This is a genomic window from Halopseudomonas xinjiangensis (genome assembly GCF_900104945.1).
Classification (GTDB): Bacteria; Pseudomonadota; Gammaproteobacteria; order Pseudomonadales; family Pseudomonadaceae; genus Halopseudomonas; species Halopseudomonas xinjiangensis.
Window position 1 is genome coordinate 1,617,154 of record NZ_LT629736.1, and the last position, 24,620, is coordinate 1,641,773.

20 protein-coding genes are annotated in these 24,620 nt (G+C 61.1%); 9 read left to right on the forward strand and 11 right to left on the reverse strand.

The window, feature by feature from the left end; genetic code table 11:
* Positions 1–4: 4 nt before the first annotated feature.
* Positions 5–961: a putative 2-dehydropantoate 2-reductase gene (locus tag BLT85_RS07400; protein WP_172829820.1), complete on the reverse strand. Its 957-nt coding sequence runs from the start codon at positions 959–961 to the stop codon at positions 5–7.
* Between the two features lie 236 nt (positions 962–1,197).
* Here BLT85_RS07400 and BLT85_RS07405 point away from each other — a divergent pair, with 236 nt between their 5' ends.
* A complete protein-coding gene (locus BLT85_RS07405; protein ID WP_093392693.1) occupies positions 1,198–2,277 on the forward strand; it encodes a 3-deoxy-7-phosphoheptulonate synthase in 1,080 nt (359 codons plus the stop codon).
* A 61-nt stretch (positions 2,278–2,338) separates the two neighbouring features.
* Here BLT85_RS07405 and BLT85_RS07410 read toward each other — a convergent pair whose 3' ends face one another.
* Together BLT85_RS07410 and BLT85_RS07415 are read right to left on the reverse strand one after the other, a co-directional pair.
* A complete protein-coding gene (locus BLT85_RS07410) occupies positions 2,339–2,620 on the reverse strand; it encodes a GNAT family N-acetyltransferase (protein ID WP_093392695.1) in 282 nt (93 codons plus the stop codon).
* 100 nt (positions 2,621–2,720) lie between these two features.
* Positions 2,721–4,106, reverse strand: coding sequence for a GntP family permease (locus BLT85_RS07415; protein WP_093392697.1), 1,386 nt, complete (start codon positions 4,104–4,106; stop codon positions 2,721–2,723).
* A 205-nt stretch (positions 4,107–4,311) separates the two neighbouring features.
* Here BLT85_RS07415 and BLT85_RS07420 point away from each other — a divergent pair, with 205 nt between their 5' ends.
* Positions 4,312–4,569: an Lpp/OprI family alanine-zipper lipoprotein gene (locus BLT85_RS07420; protein WP_093392699.1), complete on the forward strand. Its 258-nt coding sequence runs from the start codon at positions 4,312–4,314 to the stop codon at positions 4,567–4,569.
* Between the two features lie 29 nt (positions 4,570–4,598).
* Here BLT85_RS07420 and BLT85_RS07425 read toward each other — a convergent pair whose 3' ends face one another.
* Genes BLT85_RS07425 through BLT85_RS07435 form a run of 3 tightly spaced genes read right to left on the reverse strand, consistent with a single transcriptional unit; the run spans position 4,599 to position 6,532 of the window.
* On the reverse strand, positions 4,599–5,552 hold the full coding sequence (locus BLT85_RS07425) for a L,D-transpeptidase family protein (protein ID WP_093392701.1): 954 nt from the start codon (positions 5,550–5,552) through the stop codon (positions 4,599–4,601).
* Complete coding sequence (locus BLT85_RS07430) at positions 5,549–5,890, reverse strand: hypothetical protein (protein WP_157718146.1); 342 nt, start codon at positions 5,888–5,890, stop codon at positions 5,549–5,551. Before BLT85_RS07430 ends, BLT85_RS07425 begins: the two co-directional genes overlap by 4 nt.
* Before the next feature lie 24 nt (positions 5,891–5,914).
* Complete coding sequence (locus tag BLT85_RS07435; protein ID WP_093392706.1) at positions 5,915–6,532, reverse strand: arylesterase; 618 nt, start codon at positions 6,530–6,532, stop codon at positions 5,915–5,917.
* Between the two features lie 12 nt (positions 6,533–6,544).
* Here BLT85_RS07435 and BLT85_RS07440 point away from each other — a divergent pair, with 12 nt between their 5' ends.
* From BLT85_RS07440 to greB, 3 genes are read left to right on the forward strand one after another with little or no spacing between them, the layout of a single operon-like run.
* Positions 6,545–7,222, forward strand: coding sequence for an ABC transporter ATP-binding protein (locus tag BLT85_RS07440; protein ID WP_093392708.1), 678 nt, complete (start codon positions 6,545–6,547; stop codon positions 7,220–7,222).
* On the forward strand, positions 7,219–9,732 hold the full coding sequence (locus BLT85_RS07445; protein WP_093392709.1) for an ABC transporter permease: 2,514 nt from the start codon (positions 7,219–7,221) through the stop codon (positions 9,730–9,732). Before BLT85_RS07440 ends, BLT85_RS07445 begins: the two co-directional genes overlap by 4 nt.
* Complete coding sequence (gene greB, locus BLT85_RS07450) at positions 9,729–10,223, forward strand: transcription elongation factor GreB (RefSeq protein ID WP_093392711.1); 495 nt, start codon at positions 9,729–9,731, stop codon at positions 10,221–10,223. Before BLT85_RS07445 ends, greB begins: the two co-directional genes overlap by 4 nt.
* 27 nt (positions 10,224–10,250) lie before the next feature.
* Here the strand turns inward: greB and BLT85_RS07455 are convergent, their stop codons facing one another.
* Positions 10,251–11,210 (reverse strand): glutathione S-transferase family protein, encoded by a 960-nt coding sequence (locus BLT85_RS07455; protein ID WP_093392713.1) that lies wholly within the window; start codon positions 11,208–11,210, stop codon positions 10,251–10,253.
* A gap of 136 nt (positions 11,211–11,346) precedes the next feature.
* On the opposite strand from BLT85_RS07455, the gene BLT85_RS07460 reads away from it, so the two are divergent.
* The 3 genes from BLT85_RS07460 (at position 11,347) to dacB (ending at position 15,475) form a co-directional block, all read left to right on the forward strand.
* A complete protein-coding gene (locus BLT85_RS07460) occupies positions 11,347–13,050 on the forward strand; it encodes a DEAD/DEAH box helicase (RefSeq protein WP_093392715.1) in 1,704 nt (567 codons plus the stop codon).
* A 3-nt stretch (positions 13,051–13,053) separates the two neighbouring features.
* On the forward strand, positions 13,054–13,851 hold the full coding sequence (locus BLT85_RS07465; RefSeq protein WP_093392717.1) for a TatD family hydrolase: 798 nt from the start codon (positions 13,054–13,056) through the stop codon (positions 13,849–13,851).
* Between the two features lie 151 nt (positions 13,852–14,002).
* Positions 14,003–15,475: a D-alanyl-D-alanine carboxypeptidase/D-alanyl-D-alanine endopeptidase gene (dacB, locus tag BLT85_RS07470; RefSeq protein WP_093392719.1), complete on the forward strand. Its 1,473-nt coding sequence runs from the start codon at positions 14,003–14,005 to the stop codon at positions 15,473–15,475.
* 188 nt (positions 15,476–15,663) lie between these two features.
* On the opposite strand, the gene rlmKL is transcribed toward dacB, so the two are convergent.
* Positions 15,664–17,853: a bifunctional 23S rRNA (guanine(2069)-N(7))-methyltransferase RlmK/23S rRNA (guanine(2445)-N(2))-methyltransferase RlmL gene (gene rlmKL / locus BLT85_RS07475; protein ID WP_093392721.1), complete on the reverse strand. Its 2,190-nt coding sequence runs from the start codon at positions 17,851–17,853 to the stop codon at positions 15,664–15,666.
* Between the two features lie 246 nt (positions 17,854–18,099).
* Between rlmKL and rmf the strand changes: the two genes are divergently transcribed.
* Positions 18,100–18,315, forward strand: coding sequence for a ribosome modulation factor (gene rmf / locus BLT85_RS07480; protein WP_093392723.1), 216 nt, complete (start codon positions 18,100–18,102; stop codon positions 18,313–18,315).
* A 91-nt stretch (positions 18,316–18,406) separates the two neighbouring features.
* Here the strand turns inward: rmf and BLT85_RS07485 are convergent, their stop codons facing one another.
* Genes BLT85_RS07485 through BLT85_RS07495 form a run of 3 tightly spaced genes read right to left on the reverse strand, consistent with a single transcriptional unit; the run spans position 18,407 to position 24,551 of the window.
* On the reverse strand, positions 18,407–19,429 hold the full coding sequence (locus BLT85_RS07485; protein ID WP_093392725.1) for a quinone-dependent dihydroorotate dehydrogenase: 1,023 nt from the start codon (positions 19,427–19,429) through the stop codon (positions 18,407–18,409).
* Between the two features lie 41 nt (positions 19,430–19,470).
* Entirely contained in the window at positions 19,471–19,695 is a 225-nt protein-coding gene (locus tag BLT85_RS07490; RefSeq protein WP_093392727.1) for a DUF2835 domain-containing protein, read from the reverse strand.
* On the reverse strand, positions 19,683–24,551 hold the full coding sequence (locus BLT85_RS07495) for an NAD-glutamate dehydrogenase (protein WP_093392730.1): 4,869 nt from the start codon (positions 24,549–24,551) through the stop codon (positions 19,683–19,685). Before BLT85_RS07495 ends, BLT85_RS07490 begins: the two co-directional genes overlap by 13 nt.
* Positions 24,552–24,620 lie beyond the last annotated feature (69 nt).

Below are 24,620 nucleotides of genomic sequence, written 5' to 3' on the forward strand. Positions count from 1 at the left end.
TTCCTTATTTCGCTTTGAGGTAGCTATCCTCGATGTACTGAAGCATGTGCAACATTGCCTCGGTTTTCGGCATGCTGCAACCGGCCTCGGCAGCCTGTCGGAGAGCCTCGCCGTAGAGTCTGTCCAGCTCCATCGGGCGCTTGTGCAGCCAGTCATGGTACATGCTGGCGTAGTAGTCCGGCATCTGTTCGGTGGCCTTCAGTAGCTTGGCCGGATAATCCGGCGGCATGCTGTGTCCACAAGCCTCGGCTGCGGCGACCACTTCGGCCATCAGGCTCTCGACCAGTGCCCGGCTGGAGGGATTGCCCAGCAGATCCTTGGTGCCTGCATTGAGGATGACGTGCACCCCGTTGAACGCAGCATTCCACACCAGCTTCTGCCAGCGAGCCGCATCGACATTGGCCATCGGCCGCGCCTGAACATTCGAGCCGATAAACATCTGCGCGGCTTCGGAGATGATCGCCTGGGCCTGCTCGGTACTGGCCGGGCCGGAATGGTAGCCGAGGTCAATCAGGCCGTTAGCCTGATGCTTGACCACCCCTGGCCCTTCACGGAACAGGCAGACGTAGCAAAGCCCGCCGATCAGATGGATGTGCTCGGGGAGTAGCGGCCGCAAGTCTTCTTCGTTGTTGAGACCGTTCTGCAATAGGATGACCTTGGCATTCTGTGCCGCGGCCGCTGCGATGATGGGAGCCAGGTCGGCATTGCTGGTCGCTTTTGCCCCTACCAGCAACCAATCGCAGGGAGGCATATCAGCCACATCCTGATAGGCATTCACCGACTCGGCCTTGAGTTCACCCAGCACCATGCTGTCGATGGTGATGCCGTTGTCGCGCACTGCCTGATACTCGCTGCGCAGGAGGAAATGCACGTCGTGCCCGCCCTGGGCGAGCATCACGCCGTAAAATCCACCGATGGCTCCGGTGCCGATGACGCCGATCCGCGCTCTGTTGTCTTGCATGGAATCCTCTTCTCTTTCTGTGTGCATGGGCTCGGTATGCATGGATGGTAAACCAGCCACGCCGACCAGACAGTCACCAACGCGACAAAGCCCACCCGGAACGGGCCGCGATTGAGTGAGTATATGGGAGTAATGCGGTGTTCGGGCTAGCCTCGCTGGGCAACCTTGATTAAGCTGTGCCCACTATTGATAAGGGCTGACCTATTGGCAGTCTGTATAACCTGTCGAGAATCAAGATGGCCGATTTACCCCTTAATGACCTGAACGTCGCCTCTAACGAGGTCCTCATCACCCCTGCGCAGCTCAAGGCCAAGATCCCCATGAGCGAAGCGTCGGAACGCACCGTGGTGGAAAGCCGCCAGGTCATCCGCGACATTCTCGACGGCAAGGACCATCGCCTGTTCATCGTGATCGGCCCTTGCTCGATCCACGACATCGAGGCTGCAAAGGATTATGCGCGTCGACTCAAGGAGCTTGCCGATGAGGTCAGCGACACTCTTTATTTGGTCATGCGCGTGTACTTCGAAAAGCCTCGCACGACCGTGGGCTGGAAGGGTTTGATCAATGATCCCTACCTCGACGACTCATTCAAGGTCGCGGATGGCCTGCATATCGGTCGCCAGCTGCTGAGTGATCTGACAGCCATGGGACTACCCACCGCCACCGAAGCGCTGGATCCGATCTCGCCGCAGTATCTGCAGGACCTGATCTCCTGGTCTGCCATCGGCGCGCGGACCACCGAATCGCAGACTCACCGCGAGATGTCTTCGGGCCTTTCCTCGGCTGTTGGTTTCAAGAACGGCACCGATGGCAGCCTGACCGTAGCAATCAATGCGTTACAGTCTGTGTCCAGCCCGCACCGCTTCCTCGGCATCAACCAGGATGGGCAGGTGTCGATCGTCACCACCAAAGGCAACCAGTACGGACACGTCGTGCTGCGCGGTGGGAATGGCAAGCCGAACTACGATTCGGTGAGCGTGGCGCTGTGCGAGAAAGATCTGGAAAAGGCCGGCATTGCGTCAAACATCATGGTTGACTGCAGTCACGCCAATTCCAACAAGGACCCCGGCCTGCAGCCGCTGGTCATGGACAACGTCGCCAATCAGATCCTCGAAGGCAATTGCTCCATCATCGGTTTGATGGTCGAGAGTCACATCGGCTGGGGCAATCAGTCGATTCCCAAGGATCTGACTCAGTTGCAGTACGGTGTGTCGGTAACCGACGCCTGCATTGATTGGGATACCACGGTCGAGAGCGTGCGCAGCATGCATGCCAAGCTCAAGGATGTGTTGCCGGGCCGCTCGCGCGGCGCCTGACCTCACTCTTGTTCTTGCTATAAAAAAACCCGCCAAGGCGGGTTTTTTTATTGGCTCAGATTCATGCTCGTCCGCGCTGCTCGGAATCGCGCTGCATATACCGCTCGACGTACGAGCAAGACGGGATAACGGTATAGCCGCGTGCGTCGGCATAGCGTAGTGCGTGCTCCGCAAGCTGCGCCGCAAGACCTCTGCCGCGCAACTCATCGGGAACGAAGGTCCGGTAGATGTCCAACGTTTGTTTGCCGAGATCCATATACGCCAGGTAAGCGCGCGAGCCGTTCACGGTCATGTAGAACTGTTTGGCCGCAGGGTCGTGAATGATGGGTACATCGAGGCTCATGTGACCTCCTAGCGGGTCCTATTATTGTTTAACCACCAACTTGAATTGACAGCCCTTCGGAGCTCAAATTCCTGAAAGGGCTGGCAATCCTGACTAAAGGTCAGCCCATTCCCAGCGCCATCAACAGAGCGATCGAGGCGAGACAGGCAATGACCGGAATCGCTACCGTGACCGCAAACATGTCCTTGTATGCCTCGCGGTGGGTCAGACCCATGATCACGAAGGTTGCGATAACAGCACCGCAGTGCGGCAAGGAGTCCAGACCGCCTGAGGCGATAGCTGCAATACGGTGGAGAATCTCCGGCTCGATGCCCATCTCCAGATAATGCGGAGCCAGCGACTGCATGAAGATCTGCAGGCCGCCCGACGACGAGCCGACAATCGCCGAGACCACACTGGCCGATGCGAATACGGAAAGAAGCGGTGGCAGATCGGCGTTCAGCATCCACTGAGCGAACTGAGAGAACCCCGCAGTCTGCGTAACCACGCCGCCGAAGCCGATCACAGCCGCGGTGTTGATCAAGGGCATGATCGAGTCCTCGGCACCCTGACCGAATACCTGGCCTGTCTTGCGGCGCATGCCGCGGAACAGCACCAGGCAGACCAGAGAACCGATGATCAGAGCCAGGCTCGGCCAGATGATTGGCTGAACCTGTGAAAAGCGCAGGGTTTCGGCCAGCAGGCTGTCACTGGTCGACCAGTCTCCGAGGGCGATCAGCAGCCGCGGCAACATGATCACGCCCAACACGACCGCCAGAGGAATGACTGCCAGATACCAAGGCGGGGCCTCGCTCGGGTCACCGGCGAGCTGTTCCATCCGCCGGTCCTGCGCGTTTTCAACGAAGCCCTCGCCTGTCGCGCGGGCCTTGCGCCAGCCATGCTCGACATACCACATGCCGAGGCCACCCATGATCAGCGCAGCGAAAATACCGATCCATCCACCAGCGAACAGGTCGGTGCCCAACGAGCTGGCAGAGATCACGTTATGGATGGATGGTGTGCCCGGCAGCGCGGTCATGGTGAAGGTGCCGGCACCAACCGAGGTGGCGGCGGCCCAGAGCCGCTTGGGCAGGTTGGCTTCGCGCATCAGCGTGATGCCCAATGGATACATGGTGAACACCACGACGAATACCACAACCCCACCATAGGTGAGCAGCGCGCAGACGCTCATGCCCACCAGCAGCGTGTGCTTGACGCCCAGGCTCCGGGTAATCGCCAGTGCGATGCTCTTCGCCGCCTGGCTGGTCGCCATGGCCTTCCCGAAGATTGCTCCGCAGAGAAACAGCAGGAAGAATTTTCCGGCGAACGAGAACGCACCCAGTGGGCCTGAAGGATAATATTCGAGGAGCGTGCGCGGGATCATCAGACCATTGGTGACAGCCACCACCAGAGCACAAACCAGCGAAGCGATAAAGATATTGACGCCGCGCAGGGCCATGTAGATCAGCAAAGCCAGGCCGGCCAGCAGGCCGAGATTTCCCAACATGAGTGCTTCCTTGTGATTGTAGTTATGTCTGGCACACACCTTACCGCAGCGGTTATCGAAGACAAACCGCACAAGCGCAGGGTCACGCTCTTGAATATCACGAGAGATCGTCTATTTATGACTTACGTCATTCGCTAACGACACGCGTTTGCTAGACTCAGCGTGCCAAGCGAATTCTTGGTTCACTCACCATACGAGGTATGACATGAAAAACGTGCTTCAACTGTCCGCCATCTCCCTTGCCGCCGTTCTGGCTGTTGGTTGCGCCAACACCAAGCAGAGCGAAGAAACCACGTCCCGGCTGACCGCCAGCGAGAGCGCAACCGCACGCGCGCAGGCTCGCGCCGACGAAGCGTATCGCAAGGCAGAGGAAGCGCTGTCTGCTGCGCAGCGTGCTCAGCAGAGCGCTGATGAAGCCAACCAGCGTGCGATGCGCATGCTTGAGCGCGCCAGCCGCAAGTAAGCATGGTGCAAGATCACAGGCGGCGTTCGCTATCTGGCGAGCGCTGCCTGTGACTGATTCGATCGAAAAGCAGTACCTATGCGCTGCGGGATTCCCTGTTCCGCGTAAACCGTGTCACGGATCAGTGTCCAGTCCAGTCTGAAACGTTCCGTCAGCTCCGGTTTGCTGGCAAAAAGCCCCTGAATCGCCGCCAGGCGATCAACACTCGAAGGCCGTCCGTCTTCATCGAGCGGAGTATGAACCTCGAGGTATAGATCTCCCTCATGGATACCCAGCTTGTAGGGCTGGTTGACGATCGTTACCGTGGTGCCGAGCGGTACCTGTGGGAACAGTGCACTGATGTCGTCGTTGCGTAACCGGAAACAGCCGTGGCTGACGCGCATGCCGATGCCGAAATTCTTGTTCGTACCATGAATCACATATCCGCTGAGGGCGAGATTCATCTTGTACGGACCCATGGGGTTATCCGGTCCCGGCGGCACCACCTGCGGCAAAAAGTCCCCTTCTGCAGCATGCTCCTTGCGAACCGACTCGGGCGGATACCATGAGGGATTGGCCTCCTTGCGCGCTACTCGCGTTTCGCCGATCGGCGAAGACCAACCTTCCCGCCCGATCCCGACCGGATAGGTAACCACCGATTGCTGATCTTCGGAAAAGTAGTACAGCCTGTACTCCGGAAGATTCACGACGATGCCGCGACGCGGTGCCTCGGGCAGCACATGCTGACCGGGGAGGACGATGTCGCGGCCTTCGCCCGGCAACCAGGCGTCAACGCCAGGGTTCGCGGCGATCATTTCCAGATGGCCGAAGCCATGGCGTTCGCCAAGCGTCTCGAAGGTGTCCTCGTACTGGGCCTGGACCTTGCGTAGCGAACCGACGACGTGTTCACCCGGTGCAGGCAGTGCATATTCGGTGGCAGCAACGCTACCGCTGAACAAGCCAGTCACAAGCGCTACGCAACTCGCCAATCCTTTAAACTTCATCGTCCGCCCGTCCTGTGTTCGACATAGAGATCGATCTGCGCGCTGCCGGGCTCCGCTTCAGTAGTGCGTAGACTGCGTGGCGAGCCCCCGCCGCTCCTTCGCAAGCTTTGCGCCAGGGCCAGGCATTGCGGGCATAGCGTTTTCAGCAATGGTCTGACCAGCTCGCTGTAGACCGGTTTGGATGGAAGGAAGTCGCCGCACAAGGTGCGTTCACGGGGCACATCCAGCCGCAGGTTGATGTCCGCCAAGTGCACATGCCAGGGATCGCTCACGAACAGGTCCTGCTGCTCATCCTGTTCGACAACGCACCAGCGCCGTGCCATCCACGCTACTGTCACCTTCGTTCACCCTTGAATTCAGCGTTACCGGTCTTCCAGCCACGTTTCGATGGCAGGCCAGGCATTATCCAGTATTTTCGGCTGGGCAGCAGCGGTCGGATGGATTCGATCGGACTGCATCAGCTGGGGACGGTCACCAATGCCTTCGAGCAGGAACGGCACCAATGGCACGTCATGTTCCTCGCTGACGTTGGTGAAGACTTCAGAGAACGCGCGGGTGTAGCGCAGGCCGTAATTCGGCGGGATCATCATGCCCAGCACGATGACGTCCGCGCCCGCCTCGCGGGAATGCTCGATCATTGAAGAAAGATTCTGTTGCATATTGGCCGGAGGCAGTGCCCGCAGGCCGTCGTTGCCACCCAGTTCGAGAATCACCAGGTCCGGGTCGTGCTCCTCGAGTAGCCGCGGCAAACGGGCCAGACCGCCAGCAGTGGTGTCGCCACTGACCGAAGCATTGACCACGGGATCGTCGTAACCGCGCTCCTCGAGACGCTCGCGCAACAGGTGCACCCAGCCCTGTTCGATTTCCAGACCGAAAGCGGCACTGATACTATCCCCGACGACCAGAATGCCCTGAGCTGAAGCGTTTGCCGAAGTGACATACAGCAAAGCGAACAGCAAACCGTTCAACAGCGACTTCATAAGGCAGCACCCATGTCGGAAAGCGTGATCATTGCCAGCCACCTTAGCAAAGTCGTCCAGACCTCGGAAGCGGAGCTGACTATCCTCGATTATGTCAGTCTCGACATCGAGCGCGGCAGTAGCGTAGCCATCGTCGGCGCCTCTGGCTCAGGCAAGTCTACCCTGCTCAGCCTGCTTGCCGGTTTGGACCTGCCGAGTAGCGGTGACGTGCAGCTCGCCGGCAAATCGCTCGGCGCTCTCGATGAGGATCAGCGCGCTGCACTGCGCGCCGAACACGTGGGGTTCGTGTTCCAGTCCTTTCAGTTGCTCGGCAGCCTGACCGCGCTGGAAAACGTGATGCTACCCTTGGAGCTGCACGGGCGACGTGACGCCTCCGAGCGGGCCAGGTTGCTTCTGTCGAGGGTCGGTCTGGCCGAACGTACCAGCCACTATCCCCGGCAGCTGTCGGGCGGCGAACAGCAGCGGGTAGCCATAGCGCGCGCCTTTGCCAGCGATCCGGCGATACTGTTTGCTGACGAGCCCACTGGCAATCTCGACGCCGCCACGGGTGAGCGCATAACCGAACTGTTGTTCGAGCTGAATCGCGAGCAAGGCACCACGCTGGTAATGGTTACCCATGACGCGCGGCTGGCCGAGCGTTGCCAGCGCGCAGTACACATCCAGGCCGGTCGTCTGGTTCAGCCGGCATGACGCGCGGCACATCGACCTGGACCCTGGCGACGCGGTTGCTCGCGCGCGACTGGCGCGCTGGCGAACTGAAAGTTCTGCTGGTTGCGCTGATTATCGCCGTGCTGGTCAGCACCGCTATCAGTTTTTTCACCAACCGGCTCGAACGGGGCATGACCAGCCGGGCCGCAGAGTTTCTCGGCGCCGACCTGGTCGTTTCTTCGCGCGCCGAGCTTCCTCCTGAGTTTCTTGAAGAGGCGCTTCGGCTAGGGCTGTCGCACACCGAGGTGGTCGAGTTTTCCAGCGTTGTCGCCAGCGCAGCCGATATGCAACTGTCCAGCGTCAAGGCAATCGGCGAGCGCTATCCGCTGCGCGGTGAGGTCAGAATCGCCGACAGCGCCTTTGGCGAGCAGCGGGTCGTCCGAACGACGCCTCCTGCCGGAACCGTCTGGGCCGAGGCAAGGCTACTGAGCGTGCTGCAGGTAGACAACGGAGAGCAGGTTGAAATCGGTTTGAGCGATATGCAAGTGGACGCGGTGCTCACCCACGAGCCGGACCGCGCAGGCGATTTCTACAGCCTGACGCCGCGAGTGCTGATGAATCTCGCCGATTTGCCAGCAACCCGCATCATCCAACCGGGCAGCCGGGTGCGCTATCGATTACTGCTCGCCGGGGATGAGCAGCAGCGCCAGGCGTATACCGACTGGATCGAACCACGTCTGGAAAACAATCAACGCCTGACCAGTGTCGCGGACGACAACCGCCAGATCGGCAGTGCACTCGGACGCGCCGGTCAATTTCTCGGCCTGGCCAGTATCGCCGCTGTGGTTCTGGCGGGGGTGGCGGTGGCATTGTCGGCTAATCGTTTTGCCAGCCGACATTTCGATACCAGCGCATTGTTGCGTTGCCTCGGGGCCAGCCGGCGCCGTGTCATGACGCTGTTTCTGATCCAGCTCGGCTGCCTGGGACTGGTCGCCACCTTCATCGGCCTGCTGCTCGGCTGGGCCATGCAGGCCGGGCTGGTCTGGCTGCTCAGCGACCTTCTGCCACCCGACATGCCGCCGCCGGGAGTCAAACCGTTACTGGTCGGCGCCGGCACCGGACTGATCGCCCTGGCCGGTTTCGCCTTGCCACCCTTGCTTCGCCTGGGTCGCGTCGCACCGCTGCGAGTACTGCGCCGAGACCTGTCACCGTTGCCCAGTAGCGGCTGGCTCATCTATGGGTTGGCGCTTGGCGCATTGTCTCTGTTGATGTGGCAATTCACTGGCAATCTCAAGCTCACGCTGGCTGTCGTCCTTGGTGGCGCGGCGGCAGCGCTGCTACTGGGAACCCTCGCCTGGGGGCTGTTGCGCCTGGCTGGTGAACGCTTGCGCCATGCGAGTCTCGCCTGGCGCCTGGGCAGCGGTCAGTTGCTCAAGCAACCCATGACAGCCGCGGGTCAGATCCTCTCGTTCGGCCTGATCATCATGTCGATGGTAGTGATCATTCTGCTGCGTACCGAGCTGCTGGATAGCTGGCAGACGCAGCTGCCGGAAGATACACCGAATCACTTCGCCCTGAATATTCTCCCGTCGGAGGAAGCAGCATTCCGGGCCAAGCTCGAGGAAATCGGCGCCGTGGCAGCGCCCTTGTATCCGGTCACCCCAGGACGTCTGGTCGAGATCAACGGCCAGCCTGTGCGTGAACTGGTCACCAAGGAAAGCCAGGCCGATCGGGCGATTAACCGGGATCTGAGCCTCACCTGGGCCAGTGAACTGGCTGCGGATAACCAACTGCGTGAAGGACGCTGGTGGAACGTTCTGGGCGAGCTCAGCACACCCATGGTCTCGGTGGAGGCTGAACTGGCGGACAGCCTGGATGTCAGTCTCGAAGATACCCTGACCTTCGTTATCGCTGGTGAGCGACTCGACGCTCGGGTAGCGAGCATTCGTGAAGTGCAGTGGGACACCTTCACTCCGAACTTCTACATGATCTTTTCGCCGGGCAGTCTCGCTGACGCGCCTGCGACCCTGCTCACGGCCTTCAGCTTGCCGAGCGAAAACCGCGAAGCACTGCGCAGCCTGTCTCGCGCCTTCCCCGCCATGACGCTGCTGGAAGTCGAAGCCATTCTCGCGCAAATCCGCGACATTCTTGCGCAGGTGACGCTGGCCGTGGAGTACGTCCTGCTGTTCGTGCTGCTCGCAGGCTTTACCGTAATGTTCGCTGCTCTGCAGGCCACGCTGGACGAGCGCCTGTACGAGGGCGCCCTGCTACGCACGCTGGGTGCCGGACGAGGGCTGCTACGCCGTGCGAACCGCATGGAGTTCGCGCTTTTGGGTGGCCTGGCTGGCACCCTGGCGATCGTCGCAGCAGAACTGATCACCTGGGGCATATACCGCCACGTGATGGATCTGCAATGGCAACCGCACTGGGTGGCCTGGGTTCTGGTTCCGCTTGGCAGCGCCGTGTTGATCGGCATCGCTGGCTCGGTCGGCACACGCGCCGTGGTCAACCAAAGCCCGATGCGGCTGATCAGTCAGGGATCTGGCTCATGAGTCGGTATCGTCCGCCTCGCTCCGCGGGCACGCCCCTGATCACCGCCGAAGGTGCACAGCGCCTGCGCGACGAATTGCACGAGCTGTGGAACGTCAGGCGCCCGGTCGTCACCCAGTCAGTGAGCGAGGCAGCCGCACAGGGCGATCGGTCGGAAAACGCCGAGTACACCTATGGCAAGAAGATGCTCCGCGAGATCGACAGCCGCGTTCGTTTTCTGCGCAAGCGACTGGAAAACCTCAAGGTGGTCGACCAGCCCCCAGCCAACCCGGACAAGGTGTATTTCAGCGCTCGCGTCACGCTCGCGGACGAGGATGGCGAGCAGCTGAGCATTCGGATCGTCGGCCCGGACGAGATCGACCCGAAGAAACAGCACATCAGTATCGACAGTCCCATGGCGCGAGCGCTGGTAGGCAAGCAGGTCGACGACGAGGTGACCGTGCGGGCACCGGCGGGCGAGAAGCTGTACTGGATCGTCTCGATCGAATACTGAGCACGCCGGCACCGCGCACGTCCGGGACTACATGCCCAGCCATTCGGACGGTGGCGCACCTCGACCATGCGGCTCATTCAGATCCATGCCCTCGCCCAGCGGCACGATCCGGGTCGGGTTGATCTGCCCGTGACTGTAGTAATAGTGCTGCTTGATATGTTCGAAGTTGACCGTGTCTGCCACGCCCGGCCATTGGTACAGCTCGCGGAGATAGCCGGACATGTTGAAGCAGTCCTGGATCCGCCGGATATTGCATTTGAAGTGGCCGTGATACACGGGATCAAACCGCACCAGCGTGGTGAACAGTCGCCAATCGGCCTCACTGATCCGGTCACCCGCCAGGTACCGCTGTTTGCTGAGGATGTCCTCGACCCAGTCCAGTGCCTCGAACAGTTTCAGACACTCCTTCTCGTACACATCCTGCGCGGTGGCGAAGCCCGTCTTGTACACGCCATTGTTTATGTCGTGATAGACGCGTTGGTTGACCGAATCGATCGTTTCGCGCAGGTCCGCAGGGTAATAATCGTCCGAGTTGCCGGTGAGCTCATCGAAGGCACTGTTGAAAATGCGAATGATCTCTGCCGATTCATTGTTGACGATGGTTTCAGTCTCCCTGTCCCACAATACCGGGACCGTTACCCGCCCGGTGTAGTCGGGCTTGGCGTGGGTATACAGCTCGTAATGTCGGGTGTGGCCGTACAGCGGCTCCGGTGGATTGTAGGTCCAGCCTTCTTCGAGCATATGTGGCTGCACCACGGTCACCCCGATGTGCGATTCGAGCCCCTTCAGCTTGCGCATGATCAGGGTGCGATGTGCCCATGGGCAGGCCAGCGAGACGTACAAGTGGTATCGGCCGGATTCCGGCGCGAAGCGACCGCCGGTCTCTACCTGATTGCGGAAGCCGGCGTCTTCACGTACAAAGGCGCCTCCGGTGCGTTTGGTGTCATACCATTCATCGTGCCATGTACCTTCGACAAGGCGTCCCATACGGTCCTCCTCTTGTGTGTCCGTCTGTCAGCCTGACAGGCCTTTGCGGGGAAGGCCAGCCGTGGAAAAAGCTTGCGGCAAATCCCCTGTGTTGCGCGTATACTATTCGACTCTTTCCCCAAGGTTTATCTCCCGTATGTCCGATACCGCTCCGGCGACAGTGCAATTTGCCGATCTCGGTTTGCCTGCACCGCTCCTCCAGGCTTTGAGCAGCCTGGGCTATGAAACACCTTCTCCGATCCAGGCTGAGGCTATTCCCACTCTGCTTGCTGGCGAAGACTTGCTGGGTCTGGCTCAGACCGGCACAGGCAAGACTGCCGCCTTCGCTCTGCCGGTTCTGGCCGGCATCGACGTCAGCCTGCGCGCTACGCAGGCATTGATTCTGACCCCTACCCGCGAGCTCGCTCTGCAGGTGGCCGAGGCACTGCAACGGTACGCGCAGAACATGCGCGGCTTTTCCGTGCTCGCGCTGTACGGCGGCTCCGCCTTCGCTCCGCAGTTCAAGGCGCTTGAGCGTGGTGTGCACGTCGTCGTTGCCACCCCTGGTCGTTTAACCGACCACATGCGCCGCGGCAGCATCAAGTTCGACGACATGCGCTTTCTCGTCCTCGACGAAGCTGACGAGATGCTCAAGATGGGCTTCGCCGACGATCTCGACGCCGTGTTCGAAAAAGTCCCGGAGAAAACCCAGAAAGCGCTGTTCTCCGCCACCATGCCGGCCGGTGTGCGCACCGTCGCCCGCAAGCACATGCGTGAGCCGAAGGAAATCCGGCTGCACAGCGGTGTGACCAGCAGCCTGGATACGATCACCCAGAAGGTCTGGGAAGTGTCGAACCATCACAAGCTCGATGCCATGACCCGCCTGCTGGAAGTCGAGCCGGTCGAAGCAATGATCGTCTTCGTACGCACCAAGACCGCAAGTCTTGAGCTGGCCGAGCGTCTCGAGGCACGCGGCTTCGCCGCCGCAGCGCTGAACGGCGATCTCAGCCAGCAACTGCGCGAGCAGGTGGTTGACCGTCTCAAGCGCGGCTTGCTGGACATTGTCGTGGCCACCGACGTCGCAGCGCGTGGTCTGGACGTGGAACGCATCTCCCATGTTCTGAACTATGACCTCCCGCACGACAGCGAGTCCTACGTGCACCGTATCGGCCGTACCGGCCGCGCCGGTCGCTCGGGCACCGCGATCCTGTTCGCCACCCCGCGTGAGCGTCGTCTGCTGCATGTTCTGGAAAAAGCCACCGGGCAAAAGATTCAGCCCCAGGCTCTGCCTAGCGCGGATGCCGTGCGCAGCGGCCGGCTGAGCAAGCTGGCGGCTCGCCTGAACAGCGCGCGCGAAAACACCGGCGCCCTGCATCAGCAACTGGTCAGCGATCTGCTGGAACTGACCAGCATGGATCCGGAAGAACTCGCTGCGGCCCTGCTCAGCATTCTGCCGGGTGCCAAGACGCTGGTTGAGCCGGTTACTGATCTGCCTGCGGCTCCGCCGCGTCGTGAAGGCGGTGATGAGCGTGATGCCGGTCTGGTCCGTTACAAGGTCCAGGGTGGCCGCGCGAACAATCTGATGCCCAAGCCGCTGGTCGACGCACTGGTCAAGCATGGCCGTTTGCAGCGTCAGCAGATCGGCCACATCAAGATGTTCACCGAGCATACCGGCGTGTACCTGCCTGCACTGGACGACGCCACCCTGGCTCGCCTTGCAGACGTGGAAATCAACGGCGTAGCATTGCAGATTCGCTCCTGGCCGGCACCGCCCGGTGAAAGCGATCGTCCGCCACGCCGCGCTCCGCGCAAGGATTTTGCCGGCAAACCCAAGCCACCGGCAAAGCCCCGTCGCGACTAACTGATGGAATGGATCGATATCGGCGTCAATCTCACTGACGCTGCCTTCGACACCGACCGCCAGGCCGTTCTCGAACGCGCCTGGCAGGCCGGTATCAGCCAGATGGTTCTGACTTCGACGTCCAGACACACCGCGCAAGCAGTGCAGAGTCTGTGCGAGACAGACCCGGACCGCCTATTTTGCACTGCTGGTATACACCCTCACGAAGCACGACACTGGTCCCGCGAAGTCGCTGGCGAAATCAGGCAGATGGCTTCCGCCAAGTCGGTCCGCGCCATTGGCGAATGTGGCCTCGATTTTAATCGGGACTTCTCCCCTCGCCCTAGTCAAATCAAAGCCTTGGAAGAACAACTGGAGATTGCAGTTGAGCTTCGCCTGCCGCTTTTCCTGCACGAACGCGACGCCAGCGAACTACTCATCGACGTTCTGCAAAGCTATCGCGACCGCCTGCCTGCCGCTGTGGTGCACTGTTTCACCGCTGACCGCGCTGCGTTATTCGCCTATCTCGATCTTGATCTGCACATCGGCATCACCGGATGGATCTGTGACGAGCGACGCGGAACCCACCTGCTCGAGCTGGTCCCGAACGTGCCTGCTGGCCGTCTCATGCTCGAAACCGATGCGCCCTGGCTACTCCCCCGAACGCTCGCGCCGAAACCAAAGAACCGGCGAAACGAACCGGCATTTCTTCCGGTAGTCGGCGAAACGGTGGCAGCATGCCGGAATGAGTCGCTGGATAGCCTCGCCGCCCATACAAGCCGAACCGCACGGGCTTTTTTCAACCTTCCCAGCCCCACCTGAACACGAAAGCGACATCAAGATGACGCCAGACTACCGTCAATCGGCTGACCCTTTGCGCGGCGGGTCTTTTGCGTGATGATGGCCGCATATTAGACCCGCCCCTCTCTCTCCTTGAGGGGTCTGCTGTCCGCCCTGGAGTATTCAGCCCATCATGATCGGCTCATGGAAAGTATCGCTGCGCCACCTCGTTCCCGCTCTCGCCCTGTTCGCTACGGCCGACCTCTCTGTTGCGGCAGATGCGGGGAAATTGCCGGCGCAGGTCAGTTCTGCCCTGGCCGCTGCGAAGATTCCAGCGTCGGCTTTCTCTCTGGCGGTGATTCCGCTGGAAGGCCAGGGTATGGCTCAGTTCGTCAATGCCGATCAGGCGGTCAACCCCGCCTCCACCATGAAGCTGGTGACGACCTACGCCGCGCTGGAGTTGCTCGGCCCTACCTATCAGTGGCGCAGCGAGTTCTACGGCACAGGTCCGATTCGCGACGGAAAGTTGCAAGGTGACCTGGTCTTCCGCGGCGATGCTGATCCCAAGCTGACCATGGAGCGCGTCTGGCTGATGCTACGCGATCTCAGGGCTGCCGGCGTTCACGAAGTCACCGGCGATCTGGTGTTGCAGCCTGGCGACCTGCGCTTGCCGGTCGATCTCCCGGCATTCCGCGATGACGGCAACGATCCGAGCCGCCCCTTCCTGGTGGCTCCTGACCCGTTGCTGACCAACCTCAAGTTGTTCAACCTGAAGACCTATGGCGAGGCAGGCGGCGTTCGGGTTCACCTTGACCCTGCCCTGCCTGAGCTGAATATCGACAATCAGGTCAAGCTGCTACCGCCAGTGAAGTCCTGTCCGTGGCCGAACGTTACCTACGGCTTGACCGACAACGGTACGCACGCGCAGATGCGATTGACTGGTGCCATTCACCAGGGCTGCTCTGCCGAACGCTACCTCTCCGCCTTGAATGCTGAGACCTACACCGCCAGCCTGATCCGCACGCTGTGGCATGAGATGGGTGGCCGCATCGCCGGCGCCAACCGCATCGACAAGGCACCCGCGGGTGCCAAACTGCTCGCCCGCAGTACCTCGCCGGATCTGGTCACCGTGGTGCGCGAGATCAACAAGTTCAGCAATAACACCATGGCTCGCCAATTATTCCTGACTATTGGCCGCGAGCAGCGCAGCCCGGTCGACGCTGACGACCACAAGGCCGCGACTCGAATCATCAATCAATGGCTGGCTGACAAGGGGATCGCTCCGGAGGCGCTGGTCATGGAGAATGGCTCGGGCCTGTCACGTAGCGAGCGATTGACCGCACGTGAAATGGCCCAACTGCTCGAGGCTGCGTGGAATAGCCCCTATTCATCCGAGTTCATCGCCTCGATGCCGTTGGCAGCGATGGATGGAACCATGCGCAAGCGTCTGCGCAACACCCCAGTAGCTGGTCGGGCACATATCAAGACCGGCTCGCTGAGCGCCGTGCGTGCAATCGCCGGCATTACCCAGGACGCCAACGGGCAAAGCTGGGCGGTGACAGCCATCGTCAACCACCCTGCAGCAGGCGGAAGCCGACACGCCTTGGATCTGGTGTTGCAAGACGTCTACCGACGCGCGCCGACCGATATCGCCACCAAACAGTAAGGTGCTACGAAGGCGGACATGACCGGGAGAAAGCTTTTTCTCTCCCGATTACGCCCTCTGCAAAGCCCTTTCGTGTAGAAGCGCACCTAGGCGCGAACACGGGCTGGCGAACCTCACCAAACCCGACCCTTTCGCCATGCTCACGCCGACAAGGGATGTCGCAGCAGAACGGTGATTGCGCGCGAACATCACGCGCGATGCGTTAGGCGCCAAGTCTTGTGAATGCGCGTGTTGCGCTGGAAATCCCGATCGAGCGTCTGGGCGCTTATATCTTCGATCTGATACGCGCGCTGCAAGCCTTCGTCCAGTTTGAAGCGGCGGAAGTTATTGGAGAAATATGCCACTCCACCCTTCGCCAGCCGCGCCATGGCCAGATTGATCAGGTGCGCGTGGTCACGCTGCACATCGAACACGTCTTCCATGCGCTTGGAGTTCGAGAAGGTCGGCGGATCGATGAAGATCAGGTCGTAGTCGCCCCTTTCCACTTCCAGCCACTCCATCACATCCGCCTGAACCAGCTGATGAAGATCCGAGAGCCCGTTCAGTGACAGGTTCCGCCGCGCCCAGTCCAGATAGGTGCGCGAGAGATCGACGCTGGTCGTCCGGCGCGCACCTGCGACCGCTGCGTGCACGCTGGCACTGGCGGTATAGCAGAACAGGTTGAGGAATCGCTTGCCTGTAGCTTCGGCAGCAATGCGCAGGCGTAGAGGACGGTGATCCAGGAACACGCCGGTGTCGAGATAGTCGGTCAGGTTGACCAACAGATGCACCCGTCCTTCACTGACTTCCATGAATTGTCCACGACGGTCCATACGCTGGTATTGCTGCTTGCCGGCCTGACGCAGACGCTGCTTGAGCACGATATGCGCGGCGGGAATATCCAGCACCTCCGGCAGCGCGGCAAGCACATCCTGAAGCCGAGCCTGCGCTTTCTCTTCGCTGATCGAGGCGGGGGCCGCGTATTCCTGAACATGCGCCCAATCGTTGTAGATGTCGATCGCCACGGCAAACTCGGGCATGTCCGCGTCGTAAAGCCGATAACAGCTGATCTGGTTCTGCCGGGCCCATTTACCCAGCGTTTTGAGATTCTTGCGCAAGCGGTTGGCGAACATCTGCGCCGATTCGCTAAGCCGCGCCGTCGCGGTCGGCTCGGTCGCCGGTGTGCCCGTTTCCGCTTCACGGGTTGGAGTCGACTTGCCGGTGACGAAGCGCTCCGGCGTCACGTCCATCATCAACAGCTTGCAAGGCAGGGCGCCGTTGAACAGCGCGTATTGCTTGTGGCTGCGGATCCCCATGCGCTTGCCCAGATCCGGATTGCCGGTAAAGATCGCTGCCTGCCAGCCCTGACAGCGCTCCCGCAGAATTTCGCCGAGCTTCTGGTACAGATACAGGAGGCTGGCGGTGTCGCCCAGCCGCTCGCCATATGGCGGGTTGGTCACGATCAGACCTGCCTGACCGCGGTCAGGACTGGGCGCGAAGTTTGCCAGCTCGCCCTGGTACACCTTGACCCATTCGGCGAGTCCGGCCCGCTGAATGTTGTTGCGTACCGGCTGGAGCAATCGCGGGTCGGCTTCGTAGCCACGAATCCACAGCGGCGGAAGGGCCAGGCCGGCCTCGGCACGCTCGCGAGCGCCAGCCAGCAGACGCTCCCAGACGGCCGGAACATGCTGCAACCATTTGGAAAAGCCCCAGCTGATCCGATGCAGGTTGGGCGCGACGTCCGCAGCCATCAACGCCGCTTCGACCAGAAAGGTCCCCGAGCCGCACATCGGGTCGGCCAGCGCCCCGCCCTGCTGGGCGAGCTGTGGCCAGCCTGCCCGGATCAGAATCGCGGCGGCAAGGTTTTCCTTCAACGGCGCGGCACCCTGCTGCAAACGATAGCCGCGCTGATGCAGGCTGTTGCCGGACAGGTCAATGGCCACCTGAGCCTGACCGCTACGACAATGCACGTTGACCCGCAGATGCGGCGCGATCTTGTCGATCGACGGCCGAGTGCCATCCGGCGCGCGCAGCGTATCGACGATCCCGTCCTTCACTTTGAGGGCGCCGAAGTGAGTGTTGTCGACACCGGTGAGCTGGCCGCTGAAATCGACCGCCAGCGTGCCGGAAGGCGTCGAGTGTTCCGTCCAGTCTATGCCGCGGATCCCTTCGTAAAGACTTTCTGCGCTGTCCGCCGGAAACCTGTCGAGAATCAACAGCACCCGGTTAGCCAGGCGCGACCACAGGCAGCAGCGGTAACCGAACTCCAGATCCGCCGTAACGCTCGCCCCGGCAATGGTTTCCTTGACCGTGACCGCGCCCAGGGCACGCAATTCGTCCAGCAGCAGACCTTCGATGCCTTTCGGACAGGTCACAAAAAATTCAAGGTTGTTACGCATGTGATTGATTTCCGGAGTTCTACCAAGTGGTTATGGTCTAGATCGCTTAATGAAACCGCTGTCTATACCAAATCGATCTTGGCTGAGTATTGATGGCTTAGGGTACAACAGCCCAATGACTTGTGGTCAGACCAGTTCTGGGGCGACCTGCAACAGGCAGCCCCGGCAGAGGCGGGATCGGCCCGCCGCTGCGCCTGATTGCCGCCAGGCAGTCAGGGTTTCAACACCACACGAGGGCTCTACCTTATGAGAAGACTCAAGCGTGATCCGATGGAACGAGCATTTCTGCGCGGCTACCAAAATGGTGTTCATGGTAAATCACAAGATTCCTGCCCCTTCGCCAACCCCAATACCAGACAGAACTGGATCAACGGGTGGCGCGAAGGCCGGGCCGATCATTGGGCCGGGTTTACGGGCATTTCCGGTGTGCATCGCCTCAACGAGATGCATGCTGTAGGGTAAGACCCCTCAAAACTGCCGATTTCCCAGGGCGCTCTTCCCAAGCGCCGGGCCTCGAGGCCCACCGGCCCCCGCCATGCGGGGGCCACTCGTTTCAGCGATCCATTGCCGCTATCGCTTCGACGCATTCCCGGACCAGCTCCGGCCCGCGATAAATGAAGCCACTGTAGATCTGTACCAGGCTTGCGCCCGCCTGGATTTTCGCCACCGCATCCGAGCCGCTGAAGATGCCGCCGACTCCGATGATCGGCATGCGCCCGGCGAGCGTCTCGGCAAGCGTGCGGATGACCTCGGTCGATACATCCGTCAGCGGTGCGCCAGACAATCCTCCCGCCTCACCGGCGTGTTCGAGCCCCTGCACCGCTGTGCGGTCCAGCGTGGTGTTGGTGGCGATCACCGCATCCATGCCCTGCTCCAGCAAGGTCCCGGCTACCAGCGCCAGTTCCTCGGTCGTCATATCCGGCGCGATCTTGATGGCGATCGGCACGTAGCGTCCGCGCTCGGCTGCCAACTGCGTCTGGCAGACCTTGATCTGCTCAAGCAGTTGCTTGAGCGCATCACCGTACTGCAGCGTACGCAGGCCAGGCGTATTGGGCGACGACAGGTTCACCGTGACATAGCTGGCCCGGTCATAGACCTTGCGCAGGCAGTAGAGGTAATCATCCACTGCGTTTTCCACCGGCGTGACGGCGTTCTTGCCGATATTGATACCCAGCGCGCCGCGGTAGCGCACCGCAGCAAGACGCTCGAGCAATGCGTCCACGCCCTGATTGTTGAACCCCATCCGGTTGATGATCGCCTGCGCTTCTGGCAGGCGGAACAGACGTGGCTTGGGATTGCCTGGCTGGGGCCGGGGCGTGACCGTGCCAACCTCGACGAAGCCAAAACCGAGGGCTGCCATGCCGTCGACCGCCACGCCGTTCTTGTCCAGCCCCGCAGCCAACCCGACCGGGTTGTCGAACCTCTGGCCCAGCAACGAGACAGGTGCAGACCGAACCGGGCGAACCAGCCGGTCAGCCAGGCCCAGTCGCCCTGCTGCCCCAATCATGTCCAGAGCCAGGTCATGAGACGTCTCGGCCGGCAGGTGGAACATCAATGAACGCAGCGTGGAATACATGGATCGAGCCCCGATGGAAATTTCGGCGCGAGTATACCGGTTTAGCCGTCAAGGCGCTCCAACGAGAGCAGCTTGCCATCGTCGGTGAAACGCATGACGAAGCTACCGTAGACGCCATCATGACTCAGGAAAGGTCGTAGGTGATGGGCCGGCAGGCTCACCCGCCGGCCATCACGGCTGTGCATCAACACGCGCTGCGCGCTGCCCCGGTACCAGGCGAGGTACCGTTCGGCAGGCAGCGCGACGTCGATGATCAGTTCTTGCATAGCGCTCCTTGGCTGGTCTGGCGGGCATTCTGCGCCAGATCCAGCAGTTCGCGCATGGCCACCGCCACCATCGGATAGTCCGGACCGGTGGTCGTTTTCAGTTCCGCGAGCATGACACGCCAACGCTGGATCAGGAACTGGTTGCGCTCCATCCAGACTTCGACGACTTCCTGTGGAGTTAGCTCCTCGCCAGCCAGCTGCAGAGCCGATACGGTCATGCTGCGCACTTGCCAGTCGAGGTCATCGCGGTAGCTTTCCCGCGCGAGCGCCTGCCAATGTGAATCGACCTGCAAACTGGTGACCACCTGGGTGAACCAGGGCATCTGCAGCTCGCTACCGAGCGAGAAGAACACCTGCGCCACGCGCTCGGTAGGCTGCCCGGTTTCGTCCGCCGCCTCGATGATGCCGAGCATGGTGAAGAAATGCCCGGTACCGGCCACGAAGCGCGCGATGGGCTCGGGCACGCCGGCCTCCCGGTAGCGATCGAAACGCGACTCCCAGACATCACGCACCGGACCTTCGAACAGCACATCCGCCTGCTTGGTCAGCTCGGCAATACGCGGCGCGAAGTGCGCCACCTCCTGACCAGGCTGAAGGTTCAGCCGACGATTGCGGATGAACCAACGCGCCGAGCGACGACCCAGGCGCATCAGGTCGTCCATCAGATCCATCTGCATCTCGGCCGGAATCTGGTAGTCCAGTGCTTCGATCCGCGCGAATTGCTCCTGCAGGCCGAACACGTCCCGGCCGACGACATAGGCTCGCGCGATGTCGCTCGGCGGTGCACCAGTAGACTGCTCCAGCCGGCGCAGGAATGTGATGCCCATATGATTGACCAAGTTGTTGGCCAGCTGGGTAGCGATGATCTCGCGGCGCAGTCGATGTCCTTCCAGCGCATCGCCGTGCCGCTCGACGAGCATCGGCGGGAACGCCGTTTTCAGCTCCCGGCTCATGTAGGGATCATCGGGCACATCCGAAGCCGCGAGCGTTTCCTTGAGATCGGCCTTGGAGTAGGAGATCAGCACCGATAGCTCCGGACGCGTGAGGCCGCCTCCCTGCGCCGAACGCTCGGCCAAGGTGTCATCCGCGGCGATGAACTCCAGCGAGCGGTTAAGCTTGCCCGCTGTTTCCATCGAGTTGATGAAGCGGCGATATTCGCCCATCGCCTTGGTCGCCTGGCGCTGTGCGAGACTGATGGCTTGAGTCTGCTTGTAGTTGTTATCGAGTACCAGGCCTGCCACCGACTCGGTCATGCTCGCCAGCAGCTCGTTTCGCTGCTTGAGCGTGATGTCCTGTGCCGCCACCACCTCGTTGAGGAGAATCTTGATATTGACTTCGTGATCGGAACAATCGACCCCGCCGGCATTGTCGATGAAGTCAGTATTCACGCCCCCACCGTTCAGCGCATATTCGATACGCCCGAGCTGGGTCATGCCCAGGTTGCCACCTTCGCCGACCACACGGCAACGCAGCGCACTGCCGTCGACGCGCAACACGTCATTGGCCTTGTCACCAACCTCGGCGTGAGTTTCGGTGCTTGCCTTGACGTAGGTGCCGATGCCGCCATTCCACAGCAGATCGACAGGCGCCTTGAGCAGACGGTGAATCAGCTCCGCAGGCGTCAGCGCATCCGCGTCGATGTCGAACAGCTCCTTCATCTGCGGAGTCAGGCGAATCTGCTTGAGGCTGCGCTCGAATATGCCACCGCCCTCGGATATCAGCGTCGGGTCGTAGTCGGCCCAGCTGGAGCGCGGCATATCGAACAAGCGCTGCCGCTCCTCGAAGCTGCGCTCCGGGTCCGGGTCGGGGTCGATGAAGATATGCAGGTGGTTGAACGCGGCAACCAACTTGAGCTGGCGCGACAGCAACATACCGTTGCCGAACACATCTCCGCCCATGTCGCCGATGCCGACGACGGTGATCGGCTGCTCCTGGATATTGACGCCGCGCTCGCGGAAATGCCGTTGCACCGAAACCCAGGCGCCGCGCGCCGTGATACCCATCTTCTTGTGGTCATAGCCGGCGGAGCCGCCCGAAGCGAAGGCATCACCGAGCCAGAAGTTGTACTGCGCGGCAATGCCATTGGCGATATCGGAGAAGGTTGCGGTGCCCTTGTCGGCAGCAACCACCAGATACGAGTCGTTGTCGTCATAGCGCACCACCTGAGGTGGCGGGACGACCTTGCCCTCGACCAGGTTATCGGTCAGATCGAGCAGCCCGCGGATGAATAGGCTGTAGCAGGCAATCGCTTCCTGCTGGATCTCGTCGCGCGTTCCGCCGACCGGCAGGCGCCGGGGAACGAACCCGCCCTTCGCCCCGACCGGCACGATAACCGCGTTCTTGACTTGCTGGGCCTTGACCAGGCCTAGCACTTCGGTGCGGTAATCCTCCTCCCGGTCCGACCAGCGCAGGCCGCCCCGCGCGACCTTGCCGCCACGCAGATGCACGCCTTCGAAACGCGGCGAGTAGACGTAAATCTCGTACATCGGGCGCGGTAACGGCAATTCCGGAATCCGGTGCGGATCGAATTTCAGGCTGATGTAATCTTTCGGCTGGCCGTGTTCGTCAGCCTGATAGAAATTGGTCCGCAGCGTCGCCTTTATCAGGTCGAGATAGCGCCGCAGGATGCGGTCCTCGTTGAGCACCGCAACGCCATCGAGCGCGGCAATGATGGCTGCTTCCAGCTTGTCTTCCAGCTCGGCGGCTGTCGACTTGCGAGCCAGATAGAAGCGCGTCTTGAACAGTCGCACCAGTTCGCGAGCAATACTCGAATGCGAGACCAGCGTGTTGGCCAGGTACGGCAGCTCGAAGCCCATGCGGATCTGCTTGATATAGCGCGCATAAGCCCTGAGCAAGGCCACGTCACGCCAGGACATGTTCGCCAGCAGCACCAGACGATTGAAGGCGTCGTTTTCAGCCTGCCCGCGCCAGATAGTTATGAAGGCGTCACGGAACAGCTGATTGACCTCCTGCAGATCACGCGTGCTTTCCAGAGCGTAGGTGAACTCGAAGTCATGAATCCAGTAGGTCCGGCCGTCCTGTCCGACGATTCGGAACGGAAACTCACCCATCACGCGCAAACCCAGGTTTTCCAGGATCGGCATGACGTCCGATAGCGGCAAGGGTTCACCCAGGTGATACAGCTTGCAGTGCAACACGCCCTGTTTTTGCGTCAATGGCTGGTAGAAGCTCATCGCCAGAGGGTCGGCATCGCTCAAGGACAGCAGATGCCGCAGATCGACCACAGCCGAAGCGGTGGTAAAGCGTTCACTGTAGCCGGCGGGAAAACTGTCGCCGAAGTTGGCCCAGGCTGCGCTGGCTTTCGCCTCGCCTAGGCTGTCTTCCAGCCGATCTCGGAAGTCGTCGTGCCAGTCCCGACAGGCCATGATCACGTCCCGCTCGATTTGCTGATGGTCGACGCCCTGCTGGTGCCTGGAAGGCTCCACACGCAGGATGAATTGCGTGCGGGTCAGAATCGATTCCGAGAAATACGTCCAGAACTCGCATTCGGTCGCCTCCAGCCTGTCCATCAGCACCGCCTGGATCTTCATTCGGATATCGGTGGAGTACAGATCACGGGGAACGAACACCAGACAGTAATAGAAGCGGCTGTAGTTGCCGCGGCGCAGGAATACGCGGATACGCGCCCGCTCCTGCATTTGCACGATGCCGACCGCTGTATCGCGCAGCACGTCCGGCGACATTTGAAACAGATCATCGCGCGGCAGCACCTGGAGGGTCTGGTCGAGCTCTTTCCCGAGATGACTCTCCGGGTTCAGCCCAATCTCGTCGCGCACCGCGGCCACCTTGCGGCGCAGATAAGGAATCCGGTCGACACTGTCGCGATAGACCTTCGACGTGTATAGCCCCATGAACCGATGTTCGAGCAGGACCTGTCCACTGGTGTCGACCTCACGTATCGAGACGTAGTCCGGATACGCCGGCCGGTGCACCCGGCTGAAGCGCGACGCCTTGGCAAAGGACAGCAGCAGGGGTTGCTGCAGGTAACTGACGACCGCCTCGGGCAGGTCTTCGATGGAGTCGTCCCACTGATCCAGCGCGGACACCCCGAGGCTGTGCTCTGGCTGCATACCCAGGCGTTGTTCGCTGATACCTTCGGCGATGGCGAATCGTTCGTAGCCGAGGAAAGTGAAGTGGTCGGCGAGCAGCCATTGCAGGAAGTCCATCGCCTCGGCGCGCTCGTCCTCGTCGAAATAACCTGACTTGCCGTCGGCCAGCGCGGTGATGACGTCGCGCAGCCGCTGCTGCATGGCCGGGAAATCGCCCACCGCGGCTCTCACATGGCCGAGCGCATCCACCAAACCCTGCTGGACGCTATTCAGGGCCTTTGCCGTCGCGCAGCGTTCAACCTCGATGTAGATGACCGACTCGGCACGCACCCGCTCGTCAACGGGCGTCGCCGGGTCATGAACCGCAACCAGGTTGCCCTGCTCGTCGCGCTCGACTTTCATCACGCTGTTCTGCAGCGTATGAATGGTCAGCCCCTGGCGCTTGAGCTCGATCCGGATCGAATCGACCAGAAAAGGCGAATCCGGATGCAGCATTTCGATGACCGAATGGGTCGTCTGCCATCCATGCTGCTGCGTGTCAGGGTTGAATACCCGCAACTTTTCGCTGCTGCCGGTCCGGTTCTGCATGAATCGCCAGAACGATAGCGTACAGCCGAGCAGATCGGAGTCGTGCCGCGCAAGGAGCTCTTCCAACGGCACGATGCCGAAGAAATGCCGGGTGAACCGCGCGATGTCCTGCTCATCGCCGGATTCCACCAGCGTTTGCAGGCGGTCAGTGAGAATATCGAGAAGTTCCTGTTTGCTGCTGGCCAGGATCAGCGCCATGGTGCCTCCGGCAGGTTTGGGTATGCCATTCAGAAAAAGCGTCACGGTGTATTCCCGTGTGCGCTCGAG

Coding starts and splice junctions, on each gene's coding strand:
- BLT85_RS07400 (WP_172829820.1), bottom strand. CDS start 961: ATGCAAGACAACAGAGCGCGGATCGGCGTCATCGGCACCGGAGCCATC.
- BLT85_RS07405 (WP_093392693.1), top strand. CDS start 1,198: ATGGCCGATTTACCCCTTAATGACCTGAACGTCGCCTCTAACGAGGTC.
- BLT85_RS07410 (WP_093392695.1), bottom strand. CDS start 2,620: ATGAGCCTCGATGTACCCATCATTCACGACCCTGCGGCCAAACAGTTC.
- BLT85_RS07415 (WP_093392697.1), bottom strand. CDS start 4,106: ATGTTGGGAAATCTCGGCCTGCTGGCCGGCCTGGCTTTGCTGATCTAC.
- BLT85_RS07420 (WP_093392699.1), top strand. CDS start 4,312: ATGAAAAACGTGCTTCAACTGTCCGCCATCTCCCTTGCCGCCGTTCTG.
- BLT85_RS07425 (WP_093392701.1), bottom strand. CDS start 5,552: ATGAAGTTTAAAGGATTGGCGAGTTGCGTAGCGCTTGTGACTGGCTTG.
- BLT85_RS07435 (WP_093392706.1), bottom strand. CDS start 6,532: ATGAAGTCGCTGTTGAACGGTTTGCTGTTCGCTTTGCTGTATGTCACT.
- BLT85_RS07440 (WP_093392708.1), top strand. CDS start 6,545: ATGTCGGAAAGCGTGATCATTGCCAGCCACCTTAGCAAAGTCGTCCAG.
- BLT85_RS07445 (WP_093392709.1), top strand. CDS start 7,219: ATGACGCGCGGCACATCGACCTGGACCCTGGCGACGCGGTTGCTCGCG.
- greB (WP_093392711.1), top strand. CDS start 9,729: ATGAGTCGGTATCGTCCGCCTCGCTCCGCGGGCACGCCCCTGATCACC.
- BLT85_RS07455 (WP_093392713.1), bottom strand. CDS start 11,210: ATGGGACGCCTTGTCGAAGGTACATGGCACGATGAATGGTATGACACC.
- BLT85_RS07460 (WP_093392715.1), top strand. CDS start 11,347: ATGTCCGATACCGCTCCGGCGACAGTGCAATTTGCCGATCTCGGTTTG.
- BLT85_RS07465 (WP_093392717.1), top strand. CDS start 13,054: ATGGAATGGATCGATATCGGCGTCAATCTCACTGACGCTGCCTTCGAC.
- dacB (WP_093392719.1), top strand. CDS start 14,003: ATGATCGGCTCATGGAAAGTATCGCTGCGCCACCTCGTTCCCGCTCTC.
- rlmKL (WP_093392721.1), bottom strand. CDS start 17,853: ATGCGTAACAACCTTGAATTTTTTGTGACCTGTCCGAAAGGCATCGAA.
- rmf (WP_093392723.1), top strand. CDS start 18,100: ATGAGAAGACTCAAGCGTGATCCGATGGAACGAGCATTTCTGCGCGGC.
- BLT85_RS07485 (WP_093392725.1), bottom strand. CDS start 19,429: ATGTATTCCACGCTGCGTTCATTGATGTTCCACCTGCCGGCCGAGACG.
- BLT85_RS07490 (WP_093392727.1), bottom strand. CDS start 19,695: ATGCAAGAACTGATCATCGACGTCGCGCTGCCTGCCGAACGGTACCTC.
- BLT85_RS07495 (WP_093392730.1), bottom strand. CDS start 24,551: ATGGCGCTGATCCTGGCCAGCAGCAAACAGGAACTTCTCGATATTCTC.